The organism is Flavobacterium sp. 102, assembly GCF_003634615.1.
In the GTDB taxonomy this organism is placed as follows: domain Bacteria; phylum Bacteroidota; class Bacteroidia; order Flavobacteriales; family Flavobacteriaceae; genus Flavobacterium.
On the sequence record NZ_RBKX01000001.1, the window covers coordinates 1,764,850 to 1,791,105 of the forward strand.

At 35.2% G+C, this 26,256-nt stretch carries 26 protein-coding genes; all 26 read left to right on the plus strand.

Annotated elements, in window-relative coordinates:
- The 26 genes from C8C84_RS07595 to C8C84_RS07720 all read left to right on the plus strand — a co-directional run bounded on the left by C8C84_RS07595 (position 1) and on the right by C8C84_RS07720 (position 26,256).
- A complete protein-coding gene (locus C8C84_RS07595; protein ID WP_121312958.1) occupies positions 1-1,074 on the plus strand; it encodes a DegT/DnrJ/EryC1/StrS aminotransferase family protein in 1,074 nt (357 codons plus the stop codon).
- A complete protein-coding gene (locus C8C84_RS07600; protein ID WP_121312959.1) occupies positions 1,074-1,772 on the plus strand; it encodes a WbqC family protein in 699 nt (232 codons plus the stop codon). Before C8C84_RS07595 ends, C8C84_RS07600 begins: the two co-directional genes overlap by 1 nt.
- Entirely contained in the window at positions 1,769-2,404 is a 636-nt protein-coding gene (locus C8C84_RS07605; protein ID WP_121312960.1) for a class I SAM-dependent methyltransferase, read from the plus strand. Before C8C84_RS07600 ends, C8C84_RS07605 begins: the two co-directional genes overlap by 4 nt.
- Before the next feature lie 5 nt (positions 2,405-2,409).
- Positions 2,410-3,063, plus strand: a complete 654-nt coding sequence (locus tag C8C84_RS07610) for an acetyltransferase (protein ID WP_121312961.1) — start codon at positions 2,410-2,412, stop codon at positions 3,061-3,063.
- Positions 3,064-3,065: 2 nt separating this feature from the next.
- Positions 3,066-3,992 (plus strand): hypothetical protein, encoded by a 927-nt coding sequence (locus C8C84_RS07615; RefSeq protein WP_121312962.1) that lies wholly within the window; start codon positions 3,066-3,068, stop codon positions 3,990-3,992.
- A 28-nt stretch (positions 3,993-4,020) separates the two neighbouring features.
- Entirely contained in the window at positions 4,021-5,787 is a 1,767-nt protein-coding gene (locus C8C84_RS07620) for a hypothetical protein (RefSeq protein ID WP_147406825.1), read from the plus strand.
- Positions 5,788-5,858: 71 nt separating this feature from the next.
- A complete protein-coding gene (locus C8C84_RS07625; protein ID WP_121312964.1) occupies positions 5,859-6,686 on the plus strand; it encodes a phytanoyl-CoA dioxygenase family protein in 828 nt (275 codons plus the stop codon).
- Positions 6,687-7,412, plus strand: coding sequence for an FkbM family methyltransferase (locus C8C84_RS07630; RefSeq protein ID WP_121312965.1), 726 nt, complete (start codon positions 6,687-6,689; stop codon positions 7,410-7,412).
- 21 nt (positions 7,413-7,433) lie between these two features.
- A complete protein-coding gene (locus C8C84_RS07635; protein WP_121312966.1) occupies positions 7,434-8,336 on the plus strand; it encodes a glycosyltransferase in 903 nt (300 codons plus the stop codon).
- Positions 8,333-9,172, plus strand: a complete 840-nt coding sequence (locus C8C84_RS07640; protein ID WP_121312967.1) for a glycosyltransferase family A protein — start codon at positions 8,333-8,335, stop codon at positions 9,170-9,172. Before C8C84_RS07635 ends, C8C84_RS07640 begins: the two co-directional genes overlap by 4 nt.
- Complete coding sequence (locus tag C8C84_RS07645; protein WP_121312968.1) at positions 9,172-10,065, plus strand: glycosyltransferase family 2 protein; 894 nt, start codon at positions 9,172-9,174, stop codon at positions 10,063-10,065. The genes C8C84_RS07640 and C8C84_RS07645 overlap by 1 nt, the downstream gene beginning before the upstream one ends.
- Before the next feature lie 24 nt (positions 10,066-10,089).
- The gene (locus tag C8C84_RS07650) at positions 10,090-11,016 is read left to right on the plus strand and encodes a glycosyltransferase family 2 protein (RefSeq protein WP_121312969.1); all 927 of its coding nucleotides are present in this window, start codon (positions 10,090-10,092) and stop codon (positions 11,014-11,016) included.
- 7 nt (positions 11,017-11,023) lie between these two features.
- Complete coding sequence (locus C8C84_RS07655; RefSeq protein ID WP_121312970.1) at positions 11,024-12,232, plus strand: hypothetical protein; 1,209 nt, start codon at positions 11,024-11,026, stop codon at positions 12,230-12,232.
- Positions 12,233-12,392: 160 nt separating this feature from the next.
- Positions 12,393-13,400 (plus strand): N-acetylneuraminate synthase family protein, encoded by a 1,008-nt coding sequence (locus tag C8C84_RS07660; RefSeq protein WP_121312971.1) that lies wholly within the window; start codon positions 12,393-12,395, stop codon positions 13,398-13,400.
- Positions 13,397-14,557 (plus strand): UDP-N-acetylglucosamine 2-epimerase, encoded by a 1,161-nt coding sequence (gene neuC, locus C8C84_RS07665; protein ID WP_121312972.1) that lies wholly within the window; start codon positions 13,397-13,399, stop codon positions 14,555-14,557. The genes C8C84_RS07660 and neuC overlap by 4 nt, the downstream gene beginning before the upstream one ends.
- Complete coding sequence (locus C8C84_RS07670) at positions 14,557-15,246, plus strand: cytidylyltransferase domain-containing protein (protein WP_121312973.1); 690 nt, start codon at positions 14,557-14,559, stop codon at positions 15,244-15,246. The genes neuC and C8C84_RS07670 overlap by 1 nt, the downstream gene beginning before the upstream one ends.
- Before the next feature lie 4 nt (positions 15,247-15,250).
- Positions 15,251-15,883, plus strand: a complete 633-nt coding sequence (locus C8C84_RS07675) for a hypothetical protein (RefSeq protein WP_121312974.1) — start codon at positions 15,251-15,253, stop codon at positions 15,881-15,883.
- Positions 15,884-15,889: 6 nt separating this feature from the next.
- Complete coding sequence (gene asnB / locus C8C84_RS07680) at positions 15,890-17,587, plus strand: asparagine synthase (glutamine-hydrolyzing) (RefSeq protein ID WP_121312975.1); 1,698 nt, start codon at positions 15,890-15,892, stop codon at positions 17,585-17,587.
- Positions 17,584-18,993, plus strand: a complete 1,410-nt coding sequence (locus C8C84_RS07685) for a UDP-glycosyltransferase (RefSeq protein ID WP_121312976.1) — start codon at positions 17,584-17,586, stop codon at positions 18,991-18,993. Before asnB ends, C8C84_RS07685 begins: the two co-directional genes overlap by 4 nt.
- 1 nt (position 18,994) lies before the next feature.
- Positions 18,995-19,558 carry a serine acetyltransferase gene (locus C8C84_RS07690; protein WP_121312977.1) on the plus strand — a complete coding sequence of 188 codons (564 nt, stop codon included), beginning with the start codon at positions 18,995-18,997 and terminating at the stop codon, positions 19,556-19,558.
- A gap of 1 nt (position 19,559) precedes the next feature.
- Positions 19,560-20,702 carry a glycosyltransferase family 4 protein gene (locus C8C84_RS07695; protein ID WP_121312978.1) on the plus strand — a complete coding sequence of 381 codons (1,143 nt, stop codon included), beginning with the start codon at positions 19,560-19,562 and terminating at the stop codon, positions 20,700-20,702.
- Complete coding sequence (locus C8C84_RS07700) at positions 20,699-21,502, plus strand: FkbM family methyltransferase (protein ID WP_233549758.1); 804 nt, start codon at positions 20,699-20,701, stop codon at positions 21,500-21,502. Before C8C84_RS07695 ends, C8C84_RS07700 begins: the two co-directional genes overlap by 4 nt.
- Positions 21,503-21,516: 14 nt before the next feature.
- Positions 21,517-23,058: a glycosyltransferase family 2 protein gene (locus tag C8C84_RS07705; protein WP_121312979.1), complete on the plus strand. Its 1,542-nt coding sequence runs from the start codon at positions 21,517-21,519 to the stop codon at positions 23,056-23,058.
- A gap of 1 nt (position 23,059) precedes the next feature.
- Positions 23,060-24,061 (plus strand): glycosyltransferase family 2 protein, encoded by a 1,002-nt coding sequence (locus C8C84_RS07710; RefSeq protein ID WP_121312980.1) that lies wholly within the window; start codon positions 23,060-23,062, stop codon positions 24,059-24,061.
- Positions 24,062-24,067: 6 nt separating this feature from the next.
- Positions 24,068-25,186 carry a glycosyltransferase family 4 protein gene (locus C8C84_RS07715; RefSeq protein ID WP_121312981.1) on the plus strand — a complete coding sequence of 373 codons (1,119 nt, stop codon included), beginning with the start codon at positions 24,068-24,070 and terminating at the stop codon, positions 25,184-25,186.
- Positions 25,183-26,256 carry a glycosyltransferase gene (locus tag C8C84_RS07720; RefSeq protein WP_121312982.1) on the plus strand — a complete coding sequence of 358 codons (1,074 nt, stop codon included), beginning with the start codon at positions 25,183-25,185 and terminating at the stop codon, positions 26,254-26,256. Before C8C84_RS07715 ends, C8C84_RS07720 begins: the two co-directional genes overlap by 4 nt.

Here is a 26,256-nt window from a genome sequence, read left to right on the forward strand (position 1 = left end):
ATGATCAACGTTACCAAAACTTTTTTTCCGCCTATTGAAGAATATACCGAACAACTTAAGCGTATATGGGAAAATCAATGGTTAACTAACAGAGGACAATTGGTTTTGGAGTTAGAGGATAAGCTAAAAACGCATCTGAATATTTCCAATATTATTTTGATGAATAATGGTACCATTCCATTACAAATCGCTTTGAAATTATTAGGAAATGGCGGTGAAATCATCACAACACCATTCAGTTACGTGGCTACGACTGCCGCCATCGTTTGGGAAAATTGTACTCCGGTTTTTGTAGACATACATCCGGAATATTTAACTATCGACGAAACCAAAATAGAAGCAGCGATTACCAGCAAAACAACAGCTATATTGGCGACACACGTTTTTGGAAATCCGTGTCATATTGAAGCTATCGAAGCTATTGCCCAAAAGCACCATCTTAAAGTTATTTATGATGCGGCTCATTCTTTTGGAGTAACCTACAAAGGCAAATCTATTTTTGATTATGGCGATGTAAGTACCTGTAGTTTTCATGCCACCAAACTTTTCCATACCGGTGAAGGCGGTGCCGCATTTTGCAAAGACAAATCATTAGAACATCAGATTTTTTACAGCCATACTTTTGGGCATTTAGGACCAATCGATTATTACGGCGTTGGCATCAACGGTAAGATTTCCGAGTTGCAAGCGGCTATGGGATTGACGGTCTTGCCTTATGTTGCTGCCATAGTGAAAGCCCGAAAAGAAGTGGTTGACTTTTATAATACCCATTTGGATTTTTCAAAACTCCAACCACTAAAAATCAGAGAAAATACGCAGTGGAATTACAGCTATTATCCTGTGATTTTTGAAACTGAAGAGCAATTATTGGCGGTTCAAAAAGCGTTGAATGATAATGATATTTACCCAAGACGTTATTTTTATCCTTCCTTAAATACCATTGAATACACCCAAGGAAATTCAATGCCTATTTCAGAAAGTGTTGCCGAAAGGGTTTTGTGTTTGCCCTTGTATAAGGAATTATCAAGAACAGAAACGGAGAGAATAGTTTCATTAATAAATATCAATTTATAATGAAAGCAGCGATAATGCAGCCTTATTTTTTTCCTTATATTGGCTATTTCCAATTGCTCAATGCGGTGGATACTTTTGTAGTTTATGATGATGTTAATTTTATTAAAAAGGGTTGGGTCAACAGAAATAATATATTGCTTAACAACAAACAATACCTATTCACTATTGCCTTAAAATCGGCAAGTCAGAATAAATTGATTAACCAAATTGAGCTGGATGACAATTCGAATTGGAAAACAGCTTTATTGAAAACGATTCATTTGGCTTATGGAAAGGCTACGTTTTTTGAACAAGTTTTTCCGCTTATCCAAGATATAATTGAACAGCAAGAAACCAATCTTTCAAAATTGATTGTTTATTCTTTGCAGCAAATAAGTAGTTATCTCTCGATTCCAACGACTATTATAATTTCTTCTGATATAGAAAAAGACAATAGTTTAAAAGGACAAGATAAGATTATCGAAATTTGTAAAAAATTAGGTGCAACGAATTACATCAACGCGGTTGGAGGCATGACATTGTATGAGGAAAATGTATTTTTAGGGAACAATATCGTTTTGCAATTTATTAAATCGGATTCGATAGTTTATCCGCAATTTAAGAATGCCTTTATACCTCATTTGTCAATCATTGATGTAATGATGTTTAATGCACCCGAACAGATAAAGTGTTTTCTAGAGCAATATGAATTAATATGAAAAAGATATACGGTAAAATCATTGAACACTACGAAAGTTGTCTTGAAAAACATGGCGACAATCACTTAGGTGTTGATTGGCCAAAACTTGAAGACGTAGACAAACGCTACAAAGTAATGTTAGACATTATAAGATTAAATGAAGCCAATGACCACGAAGTGTCTTTATTGGATTTTGGTTGCGGAACAGCCCATCTTTTAGCGTATATTCAGCATCATAATCTTCAAAACATCGTTTATTCAGGCTTAGATATTTCCCAAAAGTTTGTTGATGTTGCCCAAGAGAAATATCCGAACAATTCTTTTTATTGTGTTGATATTTTAGAAGCAGAAGATAGCCTTGACCATTTTGATTATGTGATTATGAATGGTGTTTTTACTGAAAAAAGAGAATTGTCTTATGCCGAAATGTGGGATTATTTTACCAAGATGATAAGCATCATTTACAACAAATGCAATAAAGGTTTTTCTTTTAATGTGATGTCAAAAAATGTCGATTGGGAAAGAGAAGATTTGTTTCATGTTTCGCATGACGCTTTGAGTCAATTTTTATGTCAAAATCTTACCAGAGATTACGTGATAAGAAATGACTATGGTTTGTATGAGTACACGGTTTATGTTTTAAAAAAATAAGCAATATGGCAAAAGTTATAATTTTCGGAATCCAAGATTTTGCAGAATTGGCACATTATTATCTCGAAAATGATTCGGAACATGAGGTAGTTGCCTTTAGCGTTCACGAAAAATATTTACCCGAAAATCGTTTGTTTCATGGCTTACCTATAGTAGCATTTGAAAATATTGAAAAAGAGTATGCTCCGACAGCGTTCAAGTTTTTTGCCCCAATGGCGCCTCAAGACATGAACAAACTCAGAGAAAGTGTTTATAATACTATCAAAGCTAAAGGCTATGAGTTGATTAGTTATGTAAGTAGCAAAGCCACTTTGTTCAATAATCCGATAGGTGATAATTGTTTTATTTTGGAAAACAATACCATTCAACCTTTTACCTCCATTGGGAACAATGTAATTTTATGGAGCGGTAATCATATTGGTCATCATTCTGTGATTAAAGACCATGTAATGTTTACTTCTCAAGTAGTTTTATCAGGGCATTGTGTGGTGGAAAGTTATGCTACTTTGGGCGTGAATGCTACCATTAGAGACGGAATAACTATTGCGGAAGGAACTTTTGTAGCCATGGCTGCCAGTATTATTAAAAATACAGAACCTTGGTCTATGTACAAAGGAAATCCGGCGGTGAAATCCGAAAAATCGACTAAAAGTTTATAACCATGTGGAACAAGAAAGGATTAATTTACAACGTAAAGGCTGAACATGATTGGAACAAAAGTCATGCTCAAGTTCCTGTTGCCGATGTCCTTTTCGACAGAATCAGAATTTATTATGCTACCAGAAATTCGTTGGGAAAAAGTACTATTTCTTTCATCGAAGTAGCTAAAAATAATCCGAGCCAAATTCTATTTGAAAACAACCAACCTTTATTGCCTTTTGGAAATCTCGGCGCCTTTGACGATTCGGGTATCATGCCTTCTTCTATAATTAATGTTGGGAATAAAAAGTATTTGTATTACATTGGTTGGACCACAAGACAAACCGTTCCGTTTCAAAATGCTGTCGGATTGGCGATAAGTGAAGATGGCGGGAAAACCTTCCATAAATTTTCCGAAGGACCAATTATTACCGTTAATCATATTGAACCTTATTTTTCGGGTACTTCGTATGTTATGATTGATAATGGAGTGTTTAAAATGTGGTATTTGTCTTGTGTCAAATGGGAGATTTTTGAAGACAAACCGGAACCTATTTATAATATAAAATATGCAGAATCTCCGGATGGTATTCATTGGAAGCAAACCGGAAAAGTAGCCATTGCCTTAAAGGAAGACGAAGGCGGTTTGGTCAGTGCATCAGTAATCAAGACCGATAATATTTATAAAATGTGGTTTGGCAAGAGAAAGAAAAGCGATTACAGAACCAACTCAAAGAATTCTTATCGTATCGGTTATGCCGAATCAACTGATGGAATGAATTGGGAACGAAAAGATAATTTATCAGGAATTGATGTTTCGGCTGAAGGTTGGGATTCTGAAATGATTTCTTATCCATGTGTTTTTAAAAACGAAAGCGAATTGGCTATGCTTTACAATGGCAATGGGTTTGGAAAAACCGGACTTGGCTATGCCCTTTGGCAAGAATAATTTATTGATGACCCTAAAAAATAGTATTTTGAAGTTTATAAACCAATGGAAGACCTACAATTGGAAAGCCATTTTAATTTATGTAGCAATTGCAAGTGCCATGCTTCAATTACTCTATATAGTTTGTGATTTTCAGCATCCTGTATTCAGAAGATTTATCAATAAAATTTCTTTGTCTTTTTTCTTTATTTCTACTCTTTTACTCACAGTAATTTTAACCTATAAAAGAATCAGTAGTTGGTTGTCAGTTTCTGTAAACCCACAATTGATGGTCATTACCAGAAAAGGGTATGCTATCCTTTGCCTTTTTTCTGCTGTTCAACATTTCTCTTTAATTAAATACGGCTTAGAACCTTATAATTTACTGCTTTTAGGAAGAGAAGTACCAAGTACAGAATCTTATCTCTTGTCCTTCTTTTACATAATCTCTTTATTGATGTTATTGGTTGGCTACAGAATCAGACTGGCTTGGATATTAATTTTTGTGTTAGGCGGTTTGGTTATTCCTTTTTCCTTGGAGATATTTCTGAAAAACATTTTTAATTTTTATGCTATTTTTATTTCGGTAGACTTATGGAAAGGCAAGAAAACGAATGAAGGCTCATGGGCAATTGTTTTAATGTGTCTTTCCGCTTCGGTATTGATGACCGCTGCCGGATTACACAAACTTTTAGGGCCGGTATGGCAAGAAGGTTTAGGATTTTACTATTCTCTGAATATTTCATTTTTTCCGGACAGGTATCTTTGGAATCTGTTGGATTATAAGGGCTTAATGTATTTTTTTAATTGGTCAACCATCATTATCGAGGTAATTGCGCTTCCTTTATTTTTATTTAAAAGAGCTTGGTCTTTGGTTATTTGGTGTTTTCTCGGATTGGCATTATTTCTAACTTTTGCCATGTCAGGAATTGGAATTATGGGCGGGCCAATTGTTTTCTGTATGATATTATTGTTCTTGTCTTTAACCAATATACCGGTTAAGTTAAGCCGATTTTTTTTTAAGAAAAATAATAAAGTTGAAGATTTCACAAAACCCAAAGCCAAATATTCTGTGTTGAGTTCTGTAGGTGTTGGAATGGTTATTTTTTGGTATACTATTTTGTCCTGTTCTCATGATTTGTACAGAGATTACAGATTAAAGAAATTAAACAATCCGGCGCAGTTTGGTAATTTTAAGAATACCCAATTGCCCAAAACCGTTCCTCAAAACGCAATAACTTATAGATTGAGTTACATCGATAGGGTTTTTATAGCACCGATACAACCTTATAAGTTTTGGAAATTTACATGGTCCATATCTTTATTTAATTATCACCATCTGTTTGATAGACTTTATTTTAAAGTTATCTTTACTGATTATGATAACAAACAAGTAGAAATAATTAATTACTTTGATGAAGATGGTGCCATTAGCGAAAACCATCCGTTAATTGGGAATGAAAGATTTATATTGAGTTGTTTTAGAATGATGGATGCAGTAAGATCTGAACCTTTTTTATCGAGTTCTACATTAAATTTACCCATGGAAAAGGAATTGCAAGGGATTGTGATGTATTCGCTTGACAATCAAAATAGAAATCGATACAAGAGCGCAACGATATATGTAAAACAGATGCACCAGCCTTTTAAGTATGAAGGTAATTCAAAACCTTGGAAGCAAGAACCTTGGATTGAGTTTTACATTTTAAACTTGAAAGATAAAAAAGGTAAAATTGTGAATAAACTAAGCACTTATGAGTATGAAAAATTGGAAATTGAGGCTTTTAAGAAAAAAATTATTGTGCCCAATTTTTAAGTAAGACAAATGATTTTGGAGAAGATGTTTAGGAATAAGTTGAATCAAATTAAAATTGTTTTTTTTGAATTATGAAAGAGGAAATTGAATTTTTTAATAAAAACGGATACCTAATTTTGGAGAATTTTTTTCCTAAACAAGCGATTGAAGCAGTTTTAAAAGACGCGAAAAATGTTTTTTTAAGGCAGTTTATAGAAAAAAAATATGTTGCACAATGTGTTTTAGAAGAGATTAACGAAGCCCAATTCAACAGTTTTTTATATCGTTTGTTTGAAGACGATTTAGAGTGTCTTTCCAATTGCGGTAAACAAGCGCAGCATTTGATTAGCCTACACACTTTGTCTCTTGATACTAAAATTGTGGAACTGCTCAAAAAAATGGGACTGAAAACACCCATTGTCAGCACCAGACCTGTTTTGTATTTTAATCATCCTAAGTTAGCCAAACAAAAAGTATTTCATACCGTCGATGCCCATCAGGATTGGAGAAGTATGCAAGGGTCGTTGAATTCTGTTGTGATTTGGATACCCTTAGTTGATATCAATAAAGAATTGGGCGCCTTAGAAGTATTGCCTAAAAGTCATTTGGACGGATTAAGAACAGATCATATTGAAAATGGTTTCGGTATGGTGGTTTTAAGCGAAGCCGAAAAAGAAAAATTAATTTCTGTAGAACTTAATGCCGGTGACGCCTTACTTTTTTCTTCTTTTTTAATTCACCAAAGCGGCGATAACATCACCAATAATCCCAGATGGAGTTGCCATTTCAGGTACAATGATTTAGAGGATTCGTCTTTTATCCAAAGAAAATTTGCGCATCCTTATATTTATAAACCGATGGAAGAATTGATTACAAAAGACTTCCCGTCAATAGATGACCTATCAAAAATTTACTCATAAATGAACACTGAAGAAAAGAAATACAGCGAAGTAGAAGTTCGTGGAATAGACTTTAAATTAATGACTTATACACGTTCACTTGAGCTATGCGCCAGAATGAATTATGAAACCGAGAACCTGGATTTTATTGATACCATAAAACCCAATCAAGTGCTGTATGATTTAGGTGCTTGCGAAGGCCGTTTTTCTTTATACGCCGCTTTAAAAGGCGTTAGAGTAGTGTCGTTTGAACCGGAAGCCAAAAATTTCTCTGTTTTTTCACAAAATATAGCAATCAACAATATTGGCGAAGATAGACTTAAAGCCATAAACGCAGGAGTTGGAGCCAAAAATGGAAAAGCGATTATCAACATTGGACAACCTTGGGAAGGCGGACATCAGAAAGTGGTTGAGCATGGCGAAATTCGTAATGATTTGAACTTCAATTTTGTTGAAAATCAAGAGATTCAGTTGATTTCTATTGACAGCTTTGTGGAAGAAGGAATTTATCCGGCACCCAATTATCTAAAGATTGATATCGATGGTTCTGAAATGCCTTTTTTAATTGGTGCTGCTAAAACGCTGAAAAGTAAAGAACTAAAAGGAATTATTTTTGAATTGAATGAAATCGATCCTAATTTTAAAAGTATAATTTCGCTTTTGAATGAGAATGGATTTGTAGAAGATAAAAGATTCAATGTTCCCAACGAACCCAATCTTTTCAACATACTATTTGTAAAAAGATAATTTTTAGAGATCACTACAGTAATGAAAAGTCAGGATTTGGATTTGGAAGTTGAAAATAATAGAAACCCTTTTGTAGCAGTATGGATGGTGACTTATAATCATGAATCTTATATTGTACAGGCCATGGAGTCTATTGTAATGCAACAAACCAATTTTGATTTTAAACTGTATATTGGCGATGACTGTTCTACAGATACTACCAGAAAACTGCTTCAGGAATATAAAGCGAAATACCCTGATACAATCGAATTAATATTACACGAAAAAAACTTAGGCGCTAGTCCTAACGGGATTTTTATGTACCAACATTGTATTGAAACCGGAGCAAAATATATTGCCTTGTGTGAAGGTGATGATTATTGGACTGATCCATTAAAGCTACAAAAACAAGTTGATTTTTTGGAAGCCAACCAAGACTGCAATATTTGCTTTACCCGAGCTAATATGTTGAAAGATGCTGAATTGAAATTACATAAAGTGCCCAAGCCATTTAATACTGTTCCTTTTTCTTATGAAGAATTGTTGCGGTATTATAATTTTATTACAACCGCCAGTGTAATGTTCAGGAATCAAGAAAATTTGATTATTCCTGACTGGATTACTACTTTGCCTTTCGGAGATTTAGGAGTATATAAAGTGGTAAGTCAGCAAAAAAAGATTGCCTGTATAGATGAAGTTATGAGCGTGTATCGCATTCATGGTGACGGCATTTGGTCGAAAGTGAAACCCGTAGAAGCAGAAAATAAATACCTGCTTTTTTACAAAAAGATTTATTTTTATCTTACGGAAAAGGAGAAATTAATAGTCTCTCAAAAAATCAAAAAGTCTTTGTCTAATGTGTCGAATTATAAACATCCTTCCCAAAAAATAGCAAGGAAATTGCATTTGTTTTTTAATTTGATAAAATCTTATCGATACCTATGAATCCTGTGCTTAGTATCATTATTCCGTGCTATAATTCTGAAGCCACTTTAGAAGCTACTTTGGAATCCGTCGTTGCGCAAAATTTCCAAAAATGGGAAGCCATAATTGTCAATGATGGTTCAACCGATACCACAGAAGCTATCGCTTTAAGTTGGGTGAAAAAGGACGACAGGTTTAAATATTTTACCAAATCCAATGAAGGTTTAGGCAAAACCCGCAATTTTGGAATTGAAAAAGCGCAAGGAACCTACATCTTACCTTTGGATTCAGATAATCTGTTGATGGCAGATTTTGCTAAAGAGGCCATCACTGTTTTTGAAGCAAATAACAATATTGGAGTGGTTTACGGACATGCCGCCTATTTCGGAGAAAAGCAAGGTCTTTGGGAAGTTGAACCTTACGATTTCAAAAAAATATTGGCCGCCAATTATATTGATGCTTGTGCCATTTACAAAAAGCAGTTGTGGGTTGAGGTTGGTGGTTATGATGAAAATATGCCCTATCAAGGCCATGAAGATTGGGATTTTTGGATAGCTTTAGGAGTTTTAAATGTTCAATTCCATCATTTAAACAAAATCACTTTCCGATATTATGTCTCCAAAAAGTCCATGATCAGATCGTTCACAGAAGCGATGCAACAAGCCAACAACGACTATATATTTAAAAAGTACAGTGAACAATGTCAAAAGCATTATTTGGATCTTTTTTTACTGTATAAAAAAACGGAAACCCATCACGCAGCCCAATTAAAAAGTGAGAAATTTGTAATCGATTTATTTTGTAAAACCTTTTTTGGTTTTTCTATATTTGGATTGTATAAAACTAAAAAAAAGTAATGTTAGCCATCGTCATTCCGTATTTCAAACTCGCTTTTTTTGAGGAAACCCTAGCTTCGTTGGCCAACCAAACGGACCAGCGTTTTACAGTTTATATAGGTGATGATGCGAGTCCGGAAACCCCCAAAGATATGTTGGCTAAATTCAAAGATAAGTTCCAATGGGTTTACCATCGTTTTGATGATAATTTGGGTGGGAAAGCTTTGGTCAAACAATGGGAACGATGCATTTCGCTTACTAAAAACGAGGAATGGCTCATGATTTTAGGCGATGATGATTACTTAACTGATACGGTTGTAGAGCAGTTTTATGCTCAACTTCCTCAATTTCTTTCTAAAACCAATTTGGTTCGATTTGCCTCACAAACTATAGTAGAGGAAACCAAGCACAAAGCCGCAGTATGTAACAATCCGATTTGGGAAAGCGCTACCGATTCTTATTTTAGAAAGCTCATGAAAATTTCCAGAAGTTCACTTTCAGAATATGTATTTTTGAAAAGTGCCTTTGAAAAGCACCGATTTTACAATTATCCATTGGCTTGGAATAGTGATGATAGGGCATGGCTCGATTTTGCTGAAGATAAACCAATTTATTCCATCAACGAAAGTGTAGTTTGTGTCCGTTTATCGGGTTTGAATATTACCGGTAAAAAAGATAATTTACCGCTGAAAAGCAATTCTCTTGTTGCCTTTTATACTTTTTTGATTGAAAAAAAACTAAACTATTATACCAAATACCAACGGATCAAAATACTCAGAAAGTATCAAGAAGAACTAAAGAAAATCAGACCATTGCAATTTAAAGATTGGGGGTTTTTAGGGTGGCATTATTTAACCAACCTGAATAGGAGCACCATAAATGAATTTTTCAAGAAAAGAGTATCCAACAAATAAGCCAATGTTTTTAACCATAACAGCATGAACGGAGTAAAAGTAACCATAATCATGGCAACCTATAACAGGGCCAATTTTATCTTGGAGACTTTGCTGTCCATTCAAAATCAGACGTTTTCCGATTGGGAATGTCTCATTATTGATGATGGCGGAACGGATAACACAGCCGAAGTTATCGCACCTATTCTCAGTCAGGACAAGCGTTTTCAGTTTTTAAAACGTTCCGATAAGTACATAAAAGGTTTGCCGGGTTGTAGAAATTATGGTTTAGATTTGGCGAAAGGTGAATGTATTATCTTTTTTGATGACGATGATCTTCCGCATCCGCAAAATTTAGAATTGTGTGTTTCTGAATTGGCTGATACCAATATTTATTTTTGTCGTTATATCCGAAATGTCTTTTTTGGTGTTTTTGATTATCAATTTGATTTTTCCAAAGATTACACCTCATTTTACATCGACCAGAATGATGTAGAAGCGATGATTAAGAATGAACTTCCTTTTAATTCTTGCGCTGTAATGTGGAAAAAAGAATGCTTTGAGCACAATAGGTTTGAAGAACATTTGATGTATGCGGAAGAATGGGAATTGTACTCCAGAATTGTTTCTTCAGGATACAAAGGGATTTCCATTGACAAATGCTTGTTCTATGGCCGTAAACATCCTGAATCAAACACAGGAGAGTTTTATAATCATAACCCGATTAGAAGAGAATCTTATGTTAATGCAATATTGTTGGTAATAAAAAATTTGAAAGAAAAGAAATTATTGTCTTATGCTATTGTCCGTTATTTTATGGCTATTTCAATAAATTTTAAAGAGTATGCTTTATTTGAAAAAATTTTAACTATCCTTGAACTGTCCAAGATAGATCAACTCAAATGGCGTTTTTTTTATGTTATTTTGCCGGTAAGGTTAAGTTTTTACAGGATTAGGAAAGCCTTAAAATAAAAAACAAATGAAAATTTTAATAATCGAGCAAGATTTAAGAGTGTCCGGAACCAGTCAGGGTATCATTTCTCGCTCCTTTTTATACCGATTAAGAAACGCTCATCCGAATGCGATTATTAATGTAGTTTATCTTAAAAGTCAGCCGAGTGATGATCAATTGCATTTATTACCTGTTGATTCCATAGAAAGCCACGTTTTAAACTTAAAAATTCCTTTTTTAACCAAATTAATTAATAAATTTTATTGGCGATTGTTTGGCGTTTCATTAGCCATAGAACACATTAATAAGGTTTATGGTTCTTACATTGGAAAGATTGATTATCAAGGGTATGACCATATTTTTATCAGAAGTGCCGGTTTGGCTCATGAAACAATTTTAGGGTGTAAAAATCTTCCGATATTAAAAAAGGCCATTGTTAATTTTCACGATCCGTATCCGATTTTTTGGTATGTCGGAACAACAAAAGAGCTAACCAATTTAGAATTGTTTCAAATGAAATCGATGCAAAAAGTGGTTTCTCAAGCCAAAACCTGTATGAGTTCCGCCAATGCAATGGCAAAAGACATGCAGTTTTTGTATGGTTCGAGAAAGAAGTTTTACAGTTTGCCTCATCAATATTGTGAAAGTGTTTTTGATTTATCAGATACTGATAAGGCCTTAAAAAAAGGTAAAGCCATAACCATAGCCTATCATGGTGCGATTCAATTTGGCAGAAATATAGAAAACCTTTTAGATGCTTATGAAGCATTGGTTCATAGTAATTCAATCTACAGTGAAAAAACTGAGTTTATCTTGAGATTAAAAGGAATTGATCTCAAAAAACTTGCAGAACGATATGCTAAAACACCCAACATTGTTATTTTAGATACTTTGAATTTTTCCAATTCATGCTATGAACAAACCCATGTTGCCGATATCAATATCATCTTAGAAAACGGTCCGTTATATTGTAATATTCTAGTGGGTAAAGCACCGTTTTTAGCCTCTTTTAACAAACCGGTATTGTCTATTTCTCCTCAAGTGAGTGAATTGAGAACTATTATTAAAGACGAAAAGTATATTGCCACTATGGATGATAAAAAGGAAATACAAGATAAGTTGGAACAACTTATTCTCTCCAGGATAAAGTCTGATGAACCGGTTTATCCATTCGGAGATTATTTTAGCAATGCCAATTTTAAATTGAGACTGAATGAAATACTCCAAGATAAATAGCGTCTGAATCAAAAGTGTTATTTTTGACTCTAGCAAAATGTTGTATCCACCAAAGGAATTAACATAAACAGCATTTAATATTTACCCCAAATTAAAGCACGTAAAATTATACCTTAAAGCATAAAAATACTTATTTTTACTTCCGTTACAACCTTTTTTAATGAACAACAAACCTTATTTAATAGCCGAAATTGCGCAAGCTCACGATGGAAGTTTGGGAATTTTGCATTCCTATATTGATGCCGTGGCACAAACCGGTGTTCAGGCAATTAAATTCCAAATGCACATAGCCGAAGCGGAAAGCAGTATTCATGAACCTTTTCGGGTCAAATTTTCCAAAGAAGATGCCACGCGTTATGACTATTGGAAACGAATGGAATTTACCTTGGAACAATGGAAAAGCATTAAAAAACATTGTGATGAAGTGGGTTTGGATTTTATTTGTTCGCCATTCAGTAATTTAGCCGTGGATTGGCTGGAGGAAGTTGGCGTTCATACTTATAAAGTAGGTTCAGGAGAAGTCAATAATTTTCTTTTACTCGAAAAAATTACCCAAACCGGAAAGCCAATCATCATTTCGTCAGGGATGAGCAGTTTTGCCGAATTAGATAAAACGGTTGACTTTCTGAAAAGTAAAAAGGCGGATTTCTCCATTTTGCAATGCACCACAGCTTATCCGACAAAACCGGAACAATTCGGACTGAATGTGATTTCGGAATTAAAAGAAAGGTATAAAGTGACCATTGGTTTTTCAGACCATTCAGCTAAAATTTCAACCGGAATTGCCGCTGTAGCGCTTGGTGCCGAGATACTTGAATTTCATGTGGTTTTTAACCGTTCGATGTTTGGCCCTGATGCGATTGCGTCATTGACCTTAGAAGAAACCAAACAACTGGTGGAAGCAGTAAATGAAATTCATGTAGCCCAAAATAACCCAATCAATAAAAACAGCAATGAAGATTTCAGAGAACTTAAAAGCATCTTTGAAAAATCATTGGCCATCAATAAAAATTTACCACAAGGTCATATCCTGACTTTTGCGGATTTAGAAAGTAAAAAGCCCAAAGGTTACGGCATTTCCGCAGCCGATTTTGAAAAAGTAATCGGAAGACAATTGAATACCAATATGTCCCAATGGGATTTTTTGAATGAAGAAGACTTAGCATGAGCAACACCAGAAAAATAGCTGTCGTTATTACAGCCAGACCATCTTATAGCCGAGTTAAAACCGTTTTAACCGCTATCAAAAAACACCCTGAATTAGAGTTGCAACTCATTGTCGCGGCTTCTGCTTTGCTCGACCGATACGGAAGTGCGGTGAATTATATAGAAAAAGACGGTTTCGAAATTGCCGCCAAAGTGTTTAATGTCTTAGAAGGTGAAAACCTAACTGCAGCAGCCAAAACCACCGGAATCGGAATTCTTGAATTGTCTACTGTTTTTGACAATCTTCGTCCCGATATTGTAGTAACCGTTGCCGATAGATTTGAAACGATGGCGACTGCGATTTCCGCTTCTTATATGAATATTCCTTTGGCACACATACAAGGTGGCGAAGTAACCGGAAATATTGATGAGAAAGTCAGACACGCCATTACCAAATTAGCCGATTATCATTTTGTAGCTTCCGAAAATGCCAAACAAAGGGTCATTCAATTGGGAGAAAATGAATCATTGGTTTTCAATACGGGTTGTCCGTCCATCGACATTGCTCAGGAAGTAGCCAAAAATAATGCACTAACGTTCAATCCTTATGAAAAATATGGTGGTGTTGGTTCACAACCTGATTTGAGTAACGGCTACATCGTCGTGATGCAACATCCGGTGACCAACGAATACCAAGATTCCAGAAAACACATAGAAGCGACTTTAAGAGCGATTCAAAAAATAAATAAGCCAACGCTTTGGTTTTGGCCCAATGTAGATGCCGGAGCCGATGGAACTTCGACCGGAATTCGTTCGTTTCGCGAAAAATACGAGATGAGTAATGTTCACTTTTTCAAAAATATGGAAGGTGATGATTTTTTGAATTTATTGCATTCTTCTCTTTGTTTGGTTGGGAATTCGAGCGTAGGAATTCGAGAGTGTGCATATCTTGGCGTTCCGACAATCAATATCGGTTCGCGCCAAAACAGACGTGACCGTGGTCAAAATGTAGTGGATGTAAGTTATGCTGAAGAAGAAATTGTAGCAGCAATCGCAACCCTTTTAACCAAAAAAGAAAGACCAAAATCTGATATTTATGGCGGAGGCGACGCCGGAATTAAAATAGCGCAACTGCTCAAAGATTTGCCTTTGCAGTTTCATAAAACAATCACCTATTAATGAGAATATTAGGATTAATACCGGCTCGTGGTGGTTCGAAAGGCGTTCCTAAAAAAAACATCAAATTATTGGGTAGAAAACCCTTAATTGAATACACCATAGATTCTGCGAAAGAATCAACATTGTTAACGCAAGTAGTGGTTTCAACAGATAATGAAGAAATTGCAATAGCCGCAGAAATTTACGGTTGTAAACCGCCATTTATTCGTCCGGCGGAATTGGCTGAAGACACTTCAACTTCACTCGAAGTAGTGCAACACGCCATTGCTTTCTTTGAAGCTCAAAATATCTTTTTTGATGCCGTTTGTTTGTTACAACCGACCAGTCCGTTTCGTGAAAAAGGCTGTATAGACAAAGCCATTTCACAATTTATAAATACCAATGCTGATTGTTTGGTTAGTGTTTTACCGATACCGTTGGAATACAATCCACATTGGGCGTTTGAAGAAACTGAAAATGGTTTGTTAAAAATTGCTACCGGTGAAGCGACCATTATTCCCCGAAGACAAGCATTACCTAAAGCATTTCACCGTGACGGTTCTATCTATGTGACCAAAACAGAAGTGATTAAAAACGGGAGTCTTTACGGAAATAAGATAGCCTATCTTGAAAGTAATCCTGAATTTCACGTGAATATCGACACTATGGAAGATTGGGAAAAGGCAGAAAAATTACTAAACAAATTATAACCCAATGAGTAATAAAGATATTGCAGTAACCACGTTTAAATATTTTTCCGGTCTGGAAGGAAACCAACATATTGCCTCTGAATTTGCCTTGAAAACGATAGTGGATATTGTGGACAAATACAAAACCGAAAATGTATTAGAACTAGGACTCGGAATCGGTTCTATTGCTTATTGTATTCAGGATTTTTATCAAAAGCAGCATCGAAAATTGAATTACGTAGGTACTGAAGCCAACGAGTTTTGTTTGAATGCCTTGTCCAAATATTTAAAAGAGTATTATTCCAAAGTTCAAATTTTCAATACGTTAAAAGATATTGAAACGACTCAAAAATTTGATTTAATCATTATTGACGGTACTGATGAACATGTATTGAAAATCAAGAATATGATTACGAATAATGGTATCATCATCATAGAAGGCGACAGAATTCCGCAATTAAAAATTATCAGAGATATTTTTCCTAAATCATTGTACACCAGAGTGATTTCAAATTATAAAAGTCCGGATTACGGACCGTTTCCTTCTGACACTTATTCCGGTGGATTGCAACTGATTTTTACCAATCCAACTTTGAAACAACAGATAGATTATGTGGTTTATAAAATCAAAACGGCTATTAATTATAGAATAAGATAATAACTTATGTGCGGAATTGCCGGAATCATTGGACCCAATGCCCATCAGCATACTTTGTTGAACATGCTCGGTGTACAAAAACACCGCGGACCTGATTTTACCGGAAAATGGCTGATTGAAAACCAAATCGCTTTAGGTCACAACCGTTTGAGTATTATTGATTTATCCGCTGCCGGAAACCAACCTTTTTTTAGCGATTGCGGCAATTTTGTGCTGATTTTCAATGGAGAGATTTACAATTATTTGGAATTGCGAAAGTTGCTCCAACCTAAATATACTTTTAAAACCCAATCAGATACCGAAGTTTTACTTAATGCTTACCGCGAATGGGGTGAAAAGTGTTTGGACCAATGCAACGGTATGTTCGCGTTTGCCATTTGGAACCTCAAAGAACAAACGTTATTTGCCGCACGAGACCGCTTTGGTGTAAAGCCGTTTTATTATTTTTTCGACCAAAATGACTTCTATTTTGCTTCAGAAATCAACACGCTTTTTGCAGCCGATATTGCTAAAATTCCAAACGAGAAGGTTTGGCTTAACTTTTTCTCCGAAGGCAGTTATGGTTTGCCCAATGAGACCTTTTGGACGAACATACACCAACTCGAAGCCGGACATTTTTTGACTTTAAAAAACAACCATTTACAAATTAAAAAATGGTATCATTTTGAAGAACGAATTGTGAAATTGCAAAATCATTTTGAGCAAAACGAAGAAGATTACATCACCAATTTGCTTCTAAAAGCTATCAATTTCCGATTCAGAGCCGATGTTCCTATCGGATTTAATTTGAGCGGTGGTTTGGATTCGAGTACTTTATTGGCACTGATTGACCAACAAAATATAGACAAATCAACGATTGAGGCTTTTACTTTTGTAACCAATGACGAGCGCTATGATGAATTGCCTTGGGTAAAACTGATGCTCGAACAAAGACCTTATCATTTGAATGTTTGTTCTCTATCTGCAAATGAAATTCCGGATTTGGCTTCTAAAATGGCACAACATCAGGCTGAACCTTATGGTGGTGTTCCAACGATTGCTTATGCTAAAATCTTTAAAACAGCCAGCGAAAAAGGGGTAAAGGTTTTGCTTGACGGACAAGGTTCAGACGAAGCTTGGGCAGGTTATGATTATTATGTTTCCAATTCAAATAGTGTAGTGCAAGGTGTAACAAAGTCACCTTTTAGAATCGGTGTTTTAGACAGTGATTTTGCTAAAGATTACGGTAAAACGAACTATCCAAAGCCTTTTGAAGACCATTTACTCAATTTGCAATACCGCGATTTATTTTATACCAAAATCCCAAGAGCATTGCGTTTCAATGATCGGGTTTCTATGATGTATGGCACAGAATTGCGCGAACCGTTTTTGGATTATGAATTGGTAGAATATGTTTTCAGCCGACCAACCGATTTTAAAATAAAAGATGGTGCTCAAAAATGGATGCTTCGTAAAATAGCCGAGAAGTTTTTGCAAAAAGACTTAGTTTTGGCACCCAAAAGACCTTTGCAAACACCACAAAGAGAATGGCTTTCAGCCGATTTAAAAGATTGGGTAATGGCTGAAGTTGGACTATTGGAAAAGAATAATTGGTTTGATAAAAAACAGTTGCAAAACGAATTGGATAATTTCTTTAAAGGAGATAATCAAAGTAGTTTTCACATTTGGCAATGGATTAATACGGCCCAAATTTTGAAAAAATGATAAATTCTGAAAATAAAAAAATATTTATTTTGCTTCCTGATGGTGTGGGTTTAAAGAACTTTGCTTTTACCAATTTTCACAGCATTGGTATAAATAAGGGAAATGACATTTCTTTTTGGAATAATACGCCTTTTAATTTAAGTGAATTGGGATTCAAAGAAATATGCTTTCAAAATGCCAAAGTACATCCGTTAACCGATATTTTAAAAAAAGCGCAAACCCAAATTGAGCTAAATCTTAGTATCAAAAAATCAAAAGATAAAGTATACGATTCTTATAGATTTCCATTTTCTTACCGAGATATTAAATCATCACTAAAAAGCGTTAGTACTAATTGGTTGGTTTTTTGGAACAACTCTGAAAAAGGGTTAAATCGAATCAGAAAAAATATTGTCAAGCAGGAACGAAAGACCAAATTGTATTTCGACAGTCTGGAAACACTTGAAAAAGAGAAACCCGATTTTGTTTTTTGTACCAATCAAAGAATGATGCTGGCGATTGCACCTATATTGGCAGCGCAGGATTTAGGAATTCCGACTGCAACGTTTATTTTCTCATGGGATAATTTGCCCAAAGCCACCAAAATTATTGAAACTGATTACTACTTTGTTTGGAGTAATCACATGAAAAATGAGTTGTTGTATTATTATCCGCATCTCAAAGAAAATCAGGTGTTTGTTACCGGAACGCCACAGTTTGAAACCCATATCGAAAAGAACTTATTAGTTTCAAAAGAAGCTTTTTTCAAGGAATACCAATTAGATTTAGCTAAAAAATATATATGTTTTTCGGGAGATGATGTGACCACTTCACCGAACGATCCAACTTATTTGTCAGATACTGCTGCAGCGGTGGCAAAACTCAATCAAAAAGGGCATAATTTAGGCATTGTTTTCAGAAGATGTCCGGTTGATTTTTCAAACCGTTATGACGCTGTTTTAGAGCAATATAAAGATATAATTGTCAGTGTCAATCCCAAATGGAAAAAAATGGGTGAAGCCTGGCACGACATTTTGCCAACCAAAGAAGATTTGATGCTTCAAATGAATACGATTGCTCACACGGAGATGGTGGTTAATTTGGGTTCGTCAATGGTTTTTGATTATGTATCTTTTCAAAAGCCTTGCGCTTATATCAATTATGATATTCCGAATGTGCAATTTCCACATTGGACTGTAAAAAATATTTATAAATTTATACATTTCAGATCAATGCCGAATATAGACTCGGTTTTGTGGATTAATAGTCCAGCTGAAATGGAAGATTGCCTTATAAAAGGAATGGGTAATGAAGCCAATGCTATCATTGTCAATGCCCAACAATGGTTTGAAAAAATCAATCAGCATCCGCCCGAATTGGCTTCGGAGAGAATTTGGACAGCCATAAGAAATATAATAAAAGACTAGTATGGTTAAAAGTCTACTTTTAGCAGATTATAAACGATATAACCTTTCTAAAATCAATTTTAGAACGCTGTTCTTTGTCTTTATTTCGCATCCGATTCCGGGTTTAAAATTCATGACTATTTTTCGTTTAGTACAGCATTATCGTACTAAGAATCGCTTATTATTTTACTTTTTTTTCCTTTGGTTAAGACGGCTTAAAGTCAAGTATGGTTTTGATATTTCTTATCGAACAGAAATAGGAAAAGGATTTTACATTGGTCACTTTGGCAATGTCGTAATCCATGGCGATAGCGTCATAGGTGAAAACTGCAATATTTCTCAAGGTATTACGATTGGTGTCAGCAATTATGGTCAAAAGATAGGTGTGCCCACTATTGGTAATCGCGTTTTTATCGGTCCGAATGCAGGTGTTTTTGGCAATATTACTATTGGCAATAATGTAGTAATCGGTGCGAATGCTGTGGTAACCGACGATATTCCGGAAGGAAAAACGGTTTTGCCTTCCAAGATGACCATTATCGATAAAGATTTATCGGCGTATTACATTCACGAATTCCCGAACTAACATGAGAGTGGCTTTTCTAACACCCGAATTTCCGCATCCCAAAATGGGTTCGTCCGGTGGAATAGGGACGAGTATTTTGAATTTGGCCAAAGGTTTGACGACAGCCGGACATGAAGTTTATGTTTTAGTTTACGGCCAAAAAGAAGATGAGGTTTTTACTGAAAACAATATTCATTATTACCGAATCAAAAACGTCAAGCTAAAAGGTTTTTCCAGACTTTTGACCCAAAAGAAAATCCAAAAAGTCATCAATACTTTAGTCAAAAACAAAGCCCTTGATATTGTAGAAGCACCGGATTGGACCGGAATCACTTCCGAAATTAAACCCAATTGTCCTGTGGTGATTCGGCTCAATGGTTCGGATACTTATTTTTGTCATTTGGACCAAAGACCGGTTAAAACTCTCAATAAATTTCGAGAGAAAAAAGCTTTGCAAAACGCTGATGCCTTGCTTTCGGTTAGCCAATACACAGCCGATGTGACGAAGGAATTATTTTCGTTAAAAAATGATTTTACGATTATTCCCAATAGTATAGATTTGGAGAATTTTTCGAATAATGATTCAAATATCCAACAAGAAAATACCATTTTGTACTTTGGGACACTCATCCGAAAAAAAGGGTCACTCGAATTGCCTTTGATTTTTAATGAAGTTTACAAAGAAAATAATCAAGCCAAACTAATCATCATCGGACGAGATGCTTCGGATATCGTTACCGGAAATTCCTCTGTTTGGTCAATGATGCAACCCTTATTTGATAAAGCTGCTTTTCAAAAGGTAACCTATTTGGGAAGTGTTCCTTATGAAACCATCAAGGAACATATTAATGCGGCAACCGTTTGCGTTTTCCCTACATTTGCGGAAGCTTTACCGGTTTCATGGATAGAAGCAATGGCGATGCAAAAAGCCATCGTGGCTTCCAATATTGGTTGGGCAACAGAGGTTATAGACAATGGCGTTAATGGCTTTTTGGTTCCTCCAAGAGAACACCAACAATTTGCCCAAAAAATAATCACATTACTCGAAAATGAAGCTTTGAGAAATCAATTTGGTGCCGCCGCGAGAAAAAAAGTCGAACAAAAATTCAGCATAGAAGTAGTAGCCAAGCAAAGTGCCGATTTTTATAAATCTATAATCCAATGAAAAAGGCATTAAAAAAAATACTCAGCCAATTGGTGCCGAAAGGAAATGTCAAAGAACGCTTTAAGTTATTTTACTATAGGTTGTTGAAGCCGAAAAATGTGGCTTTTGATTTGGTTGAAACCAACGGAAAAGCAACTTACAAAACTACTTTTCAGAATCTTTTTTTGATTACTAACGAAGCTTTGTATCCAATTGTCGATGATTTTAATTATTACCAACATTTTTATAAAGTAAAAAATGAGGATATTGTAATTGATGCAGGTGCCAATTGTGGGCATTTGTCTGTTTTCTTCTCCAAATTGGTAGGTCAAAACGGAAAAGTATTTGCCTTTGAACCGGATAAATTCAATATCGAAAGAATTCATAAAAATATCAGTCTAAACGAAGATTTAACGAACAATATAATCATTCAGGATTTACTTCTTTGGAATAAAAATGAGCTGATTGATTTTTACGAAGTCGGAACAGTTGGTTCTTCCGCGGTTTGGATGCCCGATGCAGAACATTGCGTTAAGAAGCAAGCGGTGACTATTGACAATTGGGTGAAAAGTAGTGCCATTGCCAAATTGGATTTTATCAAAATGGATATCGAAGGTGCCGAAATTGAAGCACTTGATGGTTGTGTTGAAACGATTAAAACGCTGAAACCCAATTTTGCCATCGCTTCTTATCACGTTGTCAATGGTGAAAAAACGCATATCAAAGTGGAAGAATTTTTCAAAAAAATGAATTATCCGCACAAAACGGTCAGATTCAGAGGTAATGAAATTATTACGTTCGCCGGACCTAATCTGAAATAAAGCAAAGAACAGTCATGATTATAATTTATCACAACAAATCAAAAGTAACCGAAGTCGTTTCCGATACGGCGTCCGATTTTTCGAAGGAAATCCATCGGAATGTAGTGGCGGTGTTACTTGATTTTGCGGATCAATTGGAGCATGAAATATTGGTTTGGTGTCACGAAAGTCAAAGAAATCATTTGAATGTTGCCGTTGTTGAAAGTTTATTCCATCACCAAAAGTTGCTTTTTTCGTTCAATCCTTCGGACAATAATTATTTCGGAAGAGAATTGGGTTATATCGAAGATTCGCCTTTTATTAAAATCAATAAAGAAGTTCGATATGCTACTTGGCAAACGAGTAGTCAAGTTGGCGCAATTCAAGCTTCAGTTTTAAAAGCTTGTAAACTTGATTTAAAAGTTGAAAACAATTTTGATTATTTTCTTCATTCCTTTGCCAAAAGAGCTATTGTTCACGGATTGTTATGCTATTCCGAACCGAAATTACTTAAGGGAAAAAGTATTGAAGAGTCTGTTCCAAAGGAAAGTCTTTCACAACTTTTTAAATTCACCAAACAACATTACCGAACGCGTTGGATTTTTCTTTTGTTTTTCAATTTATTACTGTTTGAAAAGCGATTTCCTTTAATGCCATTGGTCACTTCTTTGTTTTATAAAAAGAGAAGTTTTAACCCCGAGCGATTAAACCAAATTCCGTTAATTTCTACCAAATCCATCATTGAAAAAGGTACGATAGATGTGTTGATTCCCACTATCGGAAGAAAACAATATTTGTTTGATGTGCTTAACCATTTGGCATCACAAACTCATTTACCGACTAACGTAATCATCATTGAACAAAATCCATTAGAAGACAGTGTTTCCGAATTGGATTTTATTCAAAATAACCCGTGGCCTTTTACTATCAAACACCATTTCACCCATCAAAGTGGCGCTTGTAATGCAAGAAATATTGGATTGGATTTGATAGAAAGCGAGTTTTGTTTTTTGGCCGATGATGATATTGTTTTCGAAAATAATTTACTTGAAAAGGCGATGGAATCGTTTCGATCAACCGGTAACGAAGTATTTTTGGTGGCTTGTCATTTGAAAACACAAATTATTGAGCGACAAACGCCAAAGCAATTTACCGTTTTTGGCGCAGGTCATGCTTTTGTAAAATCTTCTTGCCTTAAAGGTCTTCGATTTAATATGGGTTACGAATTTGGTTTTGGAGAAGACAATGATTTCGGAATGCAATTGCGACAAAGAGGATTTGATATTTTGTATATTTCTACTTCCAATATTTTACATTTAAAAGCGCCGATGGGCGGATTCAGAACCAAACCTACCTTGCGTTGGCAAGAAGAAGTAATTCCGCCAAAACCATCGCCAACCGTTATGTTGTTTCGTTTGCTGTACGATACTGAAGAGCAATTACGGAGTTATAAAACCACGCTTTTCTTTAAAAATTTGAATAAAAGTTTTTTCCTGAATCCTTTTGGCTATATCAAATTGTTTAGAAAAAAATGGAATGTTAGTGTTTTTTGGGCAACAAAATTAAAGAAGGAATAAGATGAATTTTACGCTGGTAATCTGTACTTATATGCGACCGAATCCTTTATTGAAGTTGTTGACTTCGGTAAAGGAACAAACACTTTATCCCAATGAAATTCTGATTGTTGATGGTTCTGTAAATGAGGAAACCAAAGCGATTATTGAACAACATTCTTTTCAAAATTTGACTTATTTCCAAGTGCCCAAAGAACACAGAGGTTTGACCAAGCAACGTAATTTTGGGGTTTCCAAAGTGTCGCCGGAAGCCGAAGTAATTTGCTTTTTGGATGATGATACGGTTTTGGAACCAAAATATTTTGAGGAAATTATTAAAGCTTATCAAAGCGACGATGCCATTGTAGGCGTTGCCGGAATTGCCATCAATGAAAACCGATGGATCAAAAAAGAGTCAAATAAGGTTTATAATAAATACCAATATTTTGAATTTGAAGGTCATGTTTATCCTGAAGGTTCAAGAAATATTCTGAGAAATTATTTCGGATTGCAATCTGATTTAGGTCCGGGACGAATGCCCGAGTTCTCTCATGGACGAACGTGTGGATTTCCTTTAACAGATAAAATTTATGAAGTTGATTTGTTGATTGGTATGTCATTCTCGTTCAGAAAGGTGGTTTTTGATTCGATTAAATTCTCGCATTATTTTGAAGGTTATGGTTTGTATGAAGATGCCGATTTTAGCATCAGAGCACAGCGATTGGGTAAAAATGTCATTACAACCAAAGCCCAATTATCGCATTACCACGACCAATCGGGTAGGCCTAATAAATACCAATATGGCAAAATGGTAACCAGAAACGGTTGGTTTGTATGGCGTGTAAAATATCCAAAACCATCATTGAAAGCCAAGTTAAAATGGACCGCCATTTCATTATTATTGATAATCATCAGATTTAGCAATATCTTTACCACTAACAAACGTCAGGAAGCGTTGACCGAATCTTTGGGAAGAACCATAGGTTTGGTAAGTTTGCTTTTTGACCAACCCAAAACAGAATCTTAAACCGGCATGACTTTTTGTATCATTACACATGTTGCTCACGGCTTTCAAAATGGAGCATACTTCGCGTATTCGCCCTATGTGAGAGAGATGAATATTTGGTCGAAATATGTCGATAAAGTCATCTTGGTTGCGCCTTTGAATTTAAAAGATAAAACTGCCATTGATATTGGATACAATCATCAAAATATCGAATTCAGAAAAGTGGCTTCGTATCATTTTTTATCTTTAAAATCAACTTTTCAAACGCTGTTCAAATTACCCCAAATCGTTTTTGAAATTTACAAAGCCATGAAACAATCCGATCATATTCACCTAAGATGTCCGGGAAATATGGGTTTGTTGGGTTGTTTGGTTCAAATTTTGTTTCCGGGGAAACCCAAAACCGCCAAATATGCCGGAAATTGGGATGTAAAAGCGAAACAACCGTTGAGTTATCGCTTGCAAAAATGGTTGTTGAGCAATACTTTTTTGACCAAGAAAATGCAGGTTTTGGTATATGGTGAATGGGAAAACAGCACTAAAAATATCAAACCGTTTTTCACGGCAAGTTATTTTGAAAAAGACAAGATTGATGTTAGACCAAGAACTTTAGAAGGAAAAATATATTTTGTTTTTGTTGGAACTTTATCAAACGGAAAGCAACCTTTGTATGCCATTGAATTGGTGGAACAACTTTATAAGAAAGGATATGACGTTCAGTTGACTATTTTTGGCGAAGGAATTGAACGTAAAGAAATCGAAAATTACATCGTTAGTCATTCGCTTGAAAATATAGTTTTTCTGAAAGGTAATCAAAGTCAGGAAACCATTAAGCAAGCTTACCTCGAAAATCATTTTGTGGTCTTACCTTCGTTGAGTGAAGGTTGGCCCAAAGTGGTGGCAGAAGGCATGTTTTGGGGTTGTTTGCCAATCGCTTCCAAAGTATCTTGTGTTCCAAATATGTTAGAAAATGGAAATCGCGGACTGCTTTTAGAGCTAAAATTAGAACATGATGTCACTAAAATAGAATCAATTTTGAAAGACAATAAGTTGTACCAAGAGAAAGTGAATAATGCCATCCAATGGTCGAGACGTTATACTTTAGATGTTTTTGAGACTGAAATCAAACAACTTTTACAGTCATGAGAGTAGTTCAAATCATAGATTCTTTAGAAGTGGGCGGCGCCGAAAAAATGGCGATTAATTATGCCAATGCGCTTTCGAAGAAAATAGAATTTTCCGGATTAGTGGCGACCAGAGCTGAAGGTCATTTGAAAAGGCAGTTGAGTGATTCGGTATCTTATCTTTTTCTGAAAAAGACAAAAACCCTTGATTTTAAAGCGGCTTTTCATTTGAAAAAATACTGTAAAACCAATAAAGTTGAGTTTTTACAACCGCACAGTAGCTCTTATTTTACAGCCTTATTGGTAAAAATAATTTATCCGAAAATTAAAATCATTTGGCACGATCACAACGGTTTGAGTGAATTTATCAGTACGCAAAAATCATTGGTGCTCAAAATAGCTTCCTTTTTTTTCAAAGGCATTATAGTCGTGAATTACAAGCTTAAAGATTGGGCCGAAAAAGAGCTTAATTGCAAAAAAGTCGTTTATTTTCCTAACTTTACCAATGAAGATTCAACGGTAAAAGTCGAGACCTTATTAAAGGGAATTGAGGGCAAACGCATATTGTGTTTGGCCAATTTAAGAGATCAGAAAAATCATTTTTTACTGTTGAATGTAGCAGAAAAAGTAAAAGAGTCACATTCCGACTGGACATTCCATTTGGTTGGAAAAGATTTCGAAGATGATTATTCTAAACATATTTTTGAAACTATTGCCAATAAAGGATTAGAGAATACCGTTTTTATTTATGGCTCTAAAAATGATGTGGTTCCCATCATTAATCAGGTTGAAATAGCTATCTTGACCTCAAAATCAGAAGGGTTGCCGGTAGCCTTAATAGAATATGGCTTGTGCAAAAAGCCGGTTGTTTCTACTAATGTGGGTGAGATTCCCTTGATTATTAAAAATAGAATTAACGGTTTTATTGTTGGTGTAAATGAAGTAGATGCTTTTTATGAAAGTCTATTAGAGCTTATAAATAGTGAAGTTCTGAGAGAACAATATGGAGAAGCGCTGCATCAAACCATACTAAAAAATCATTCAGAAGAAGGCGTCATTACCCAATATTTAAATTGGATAAAAGGGTTTTAA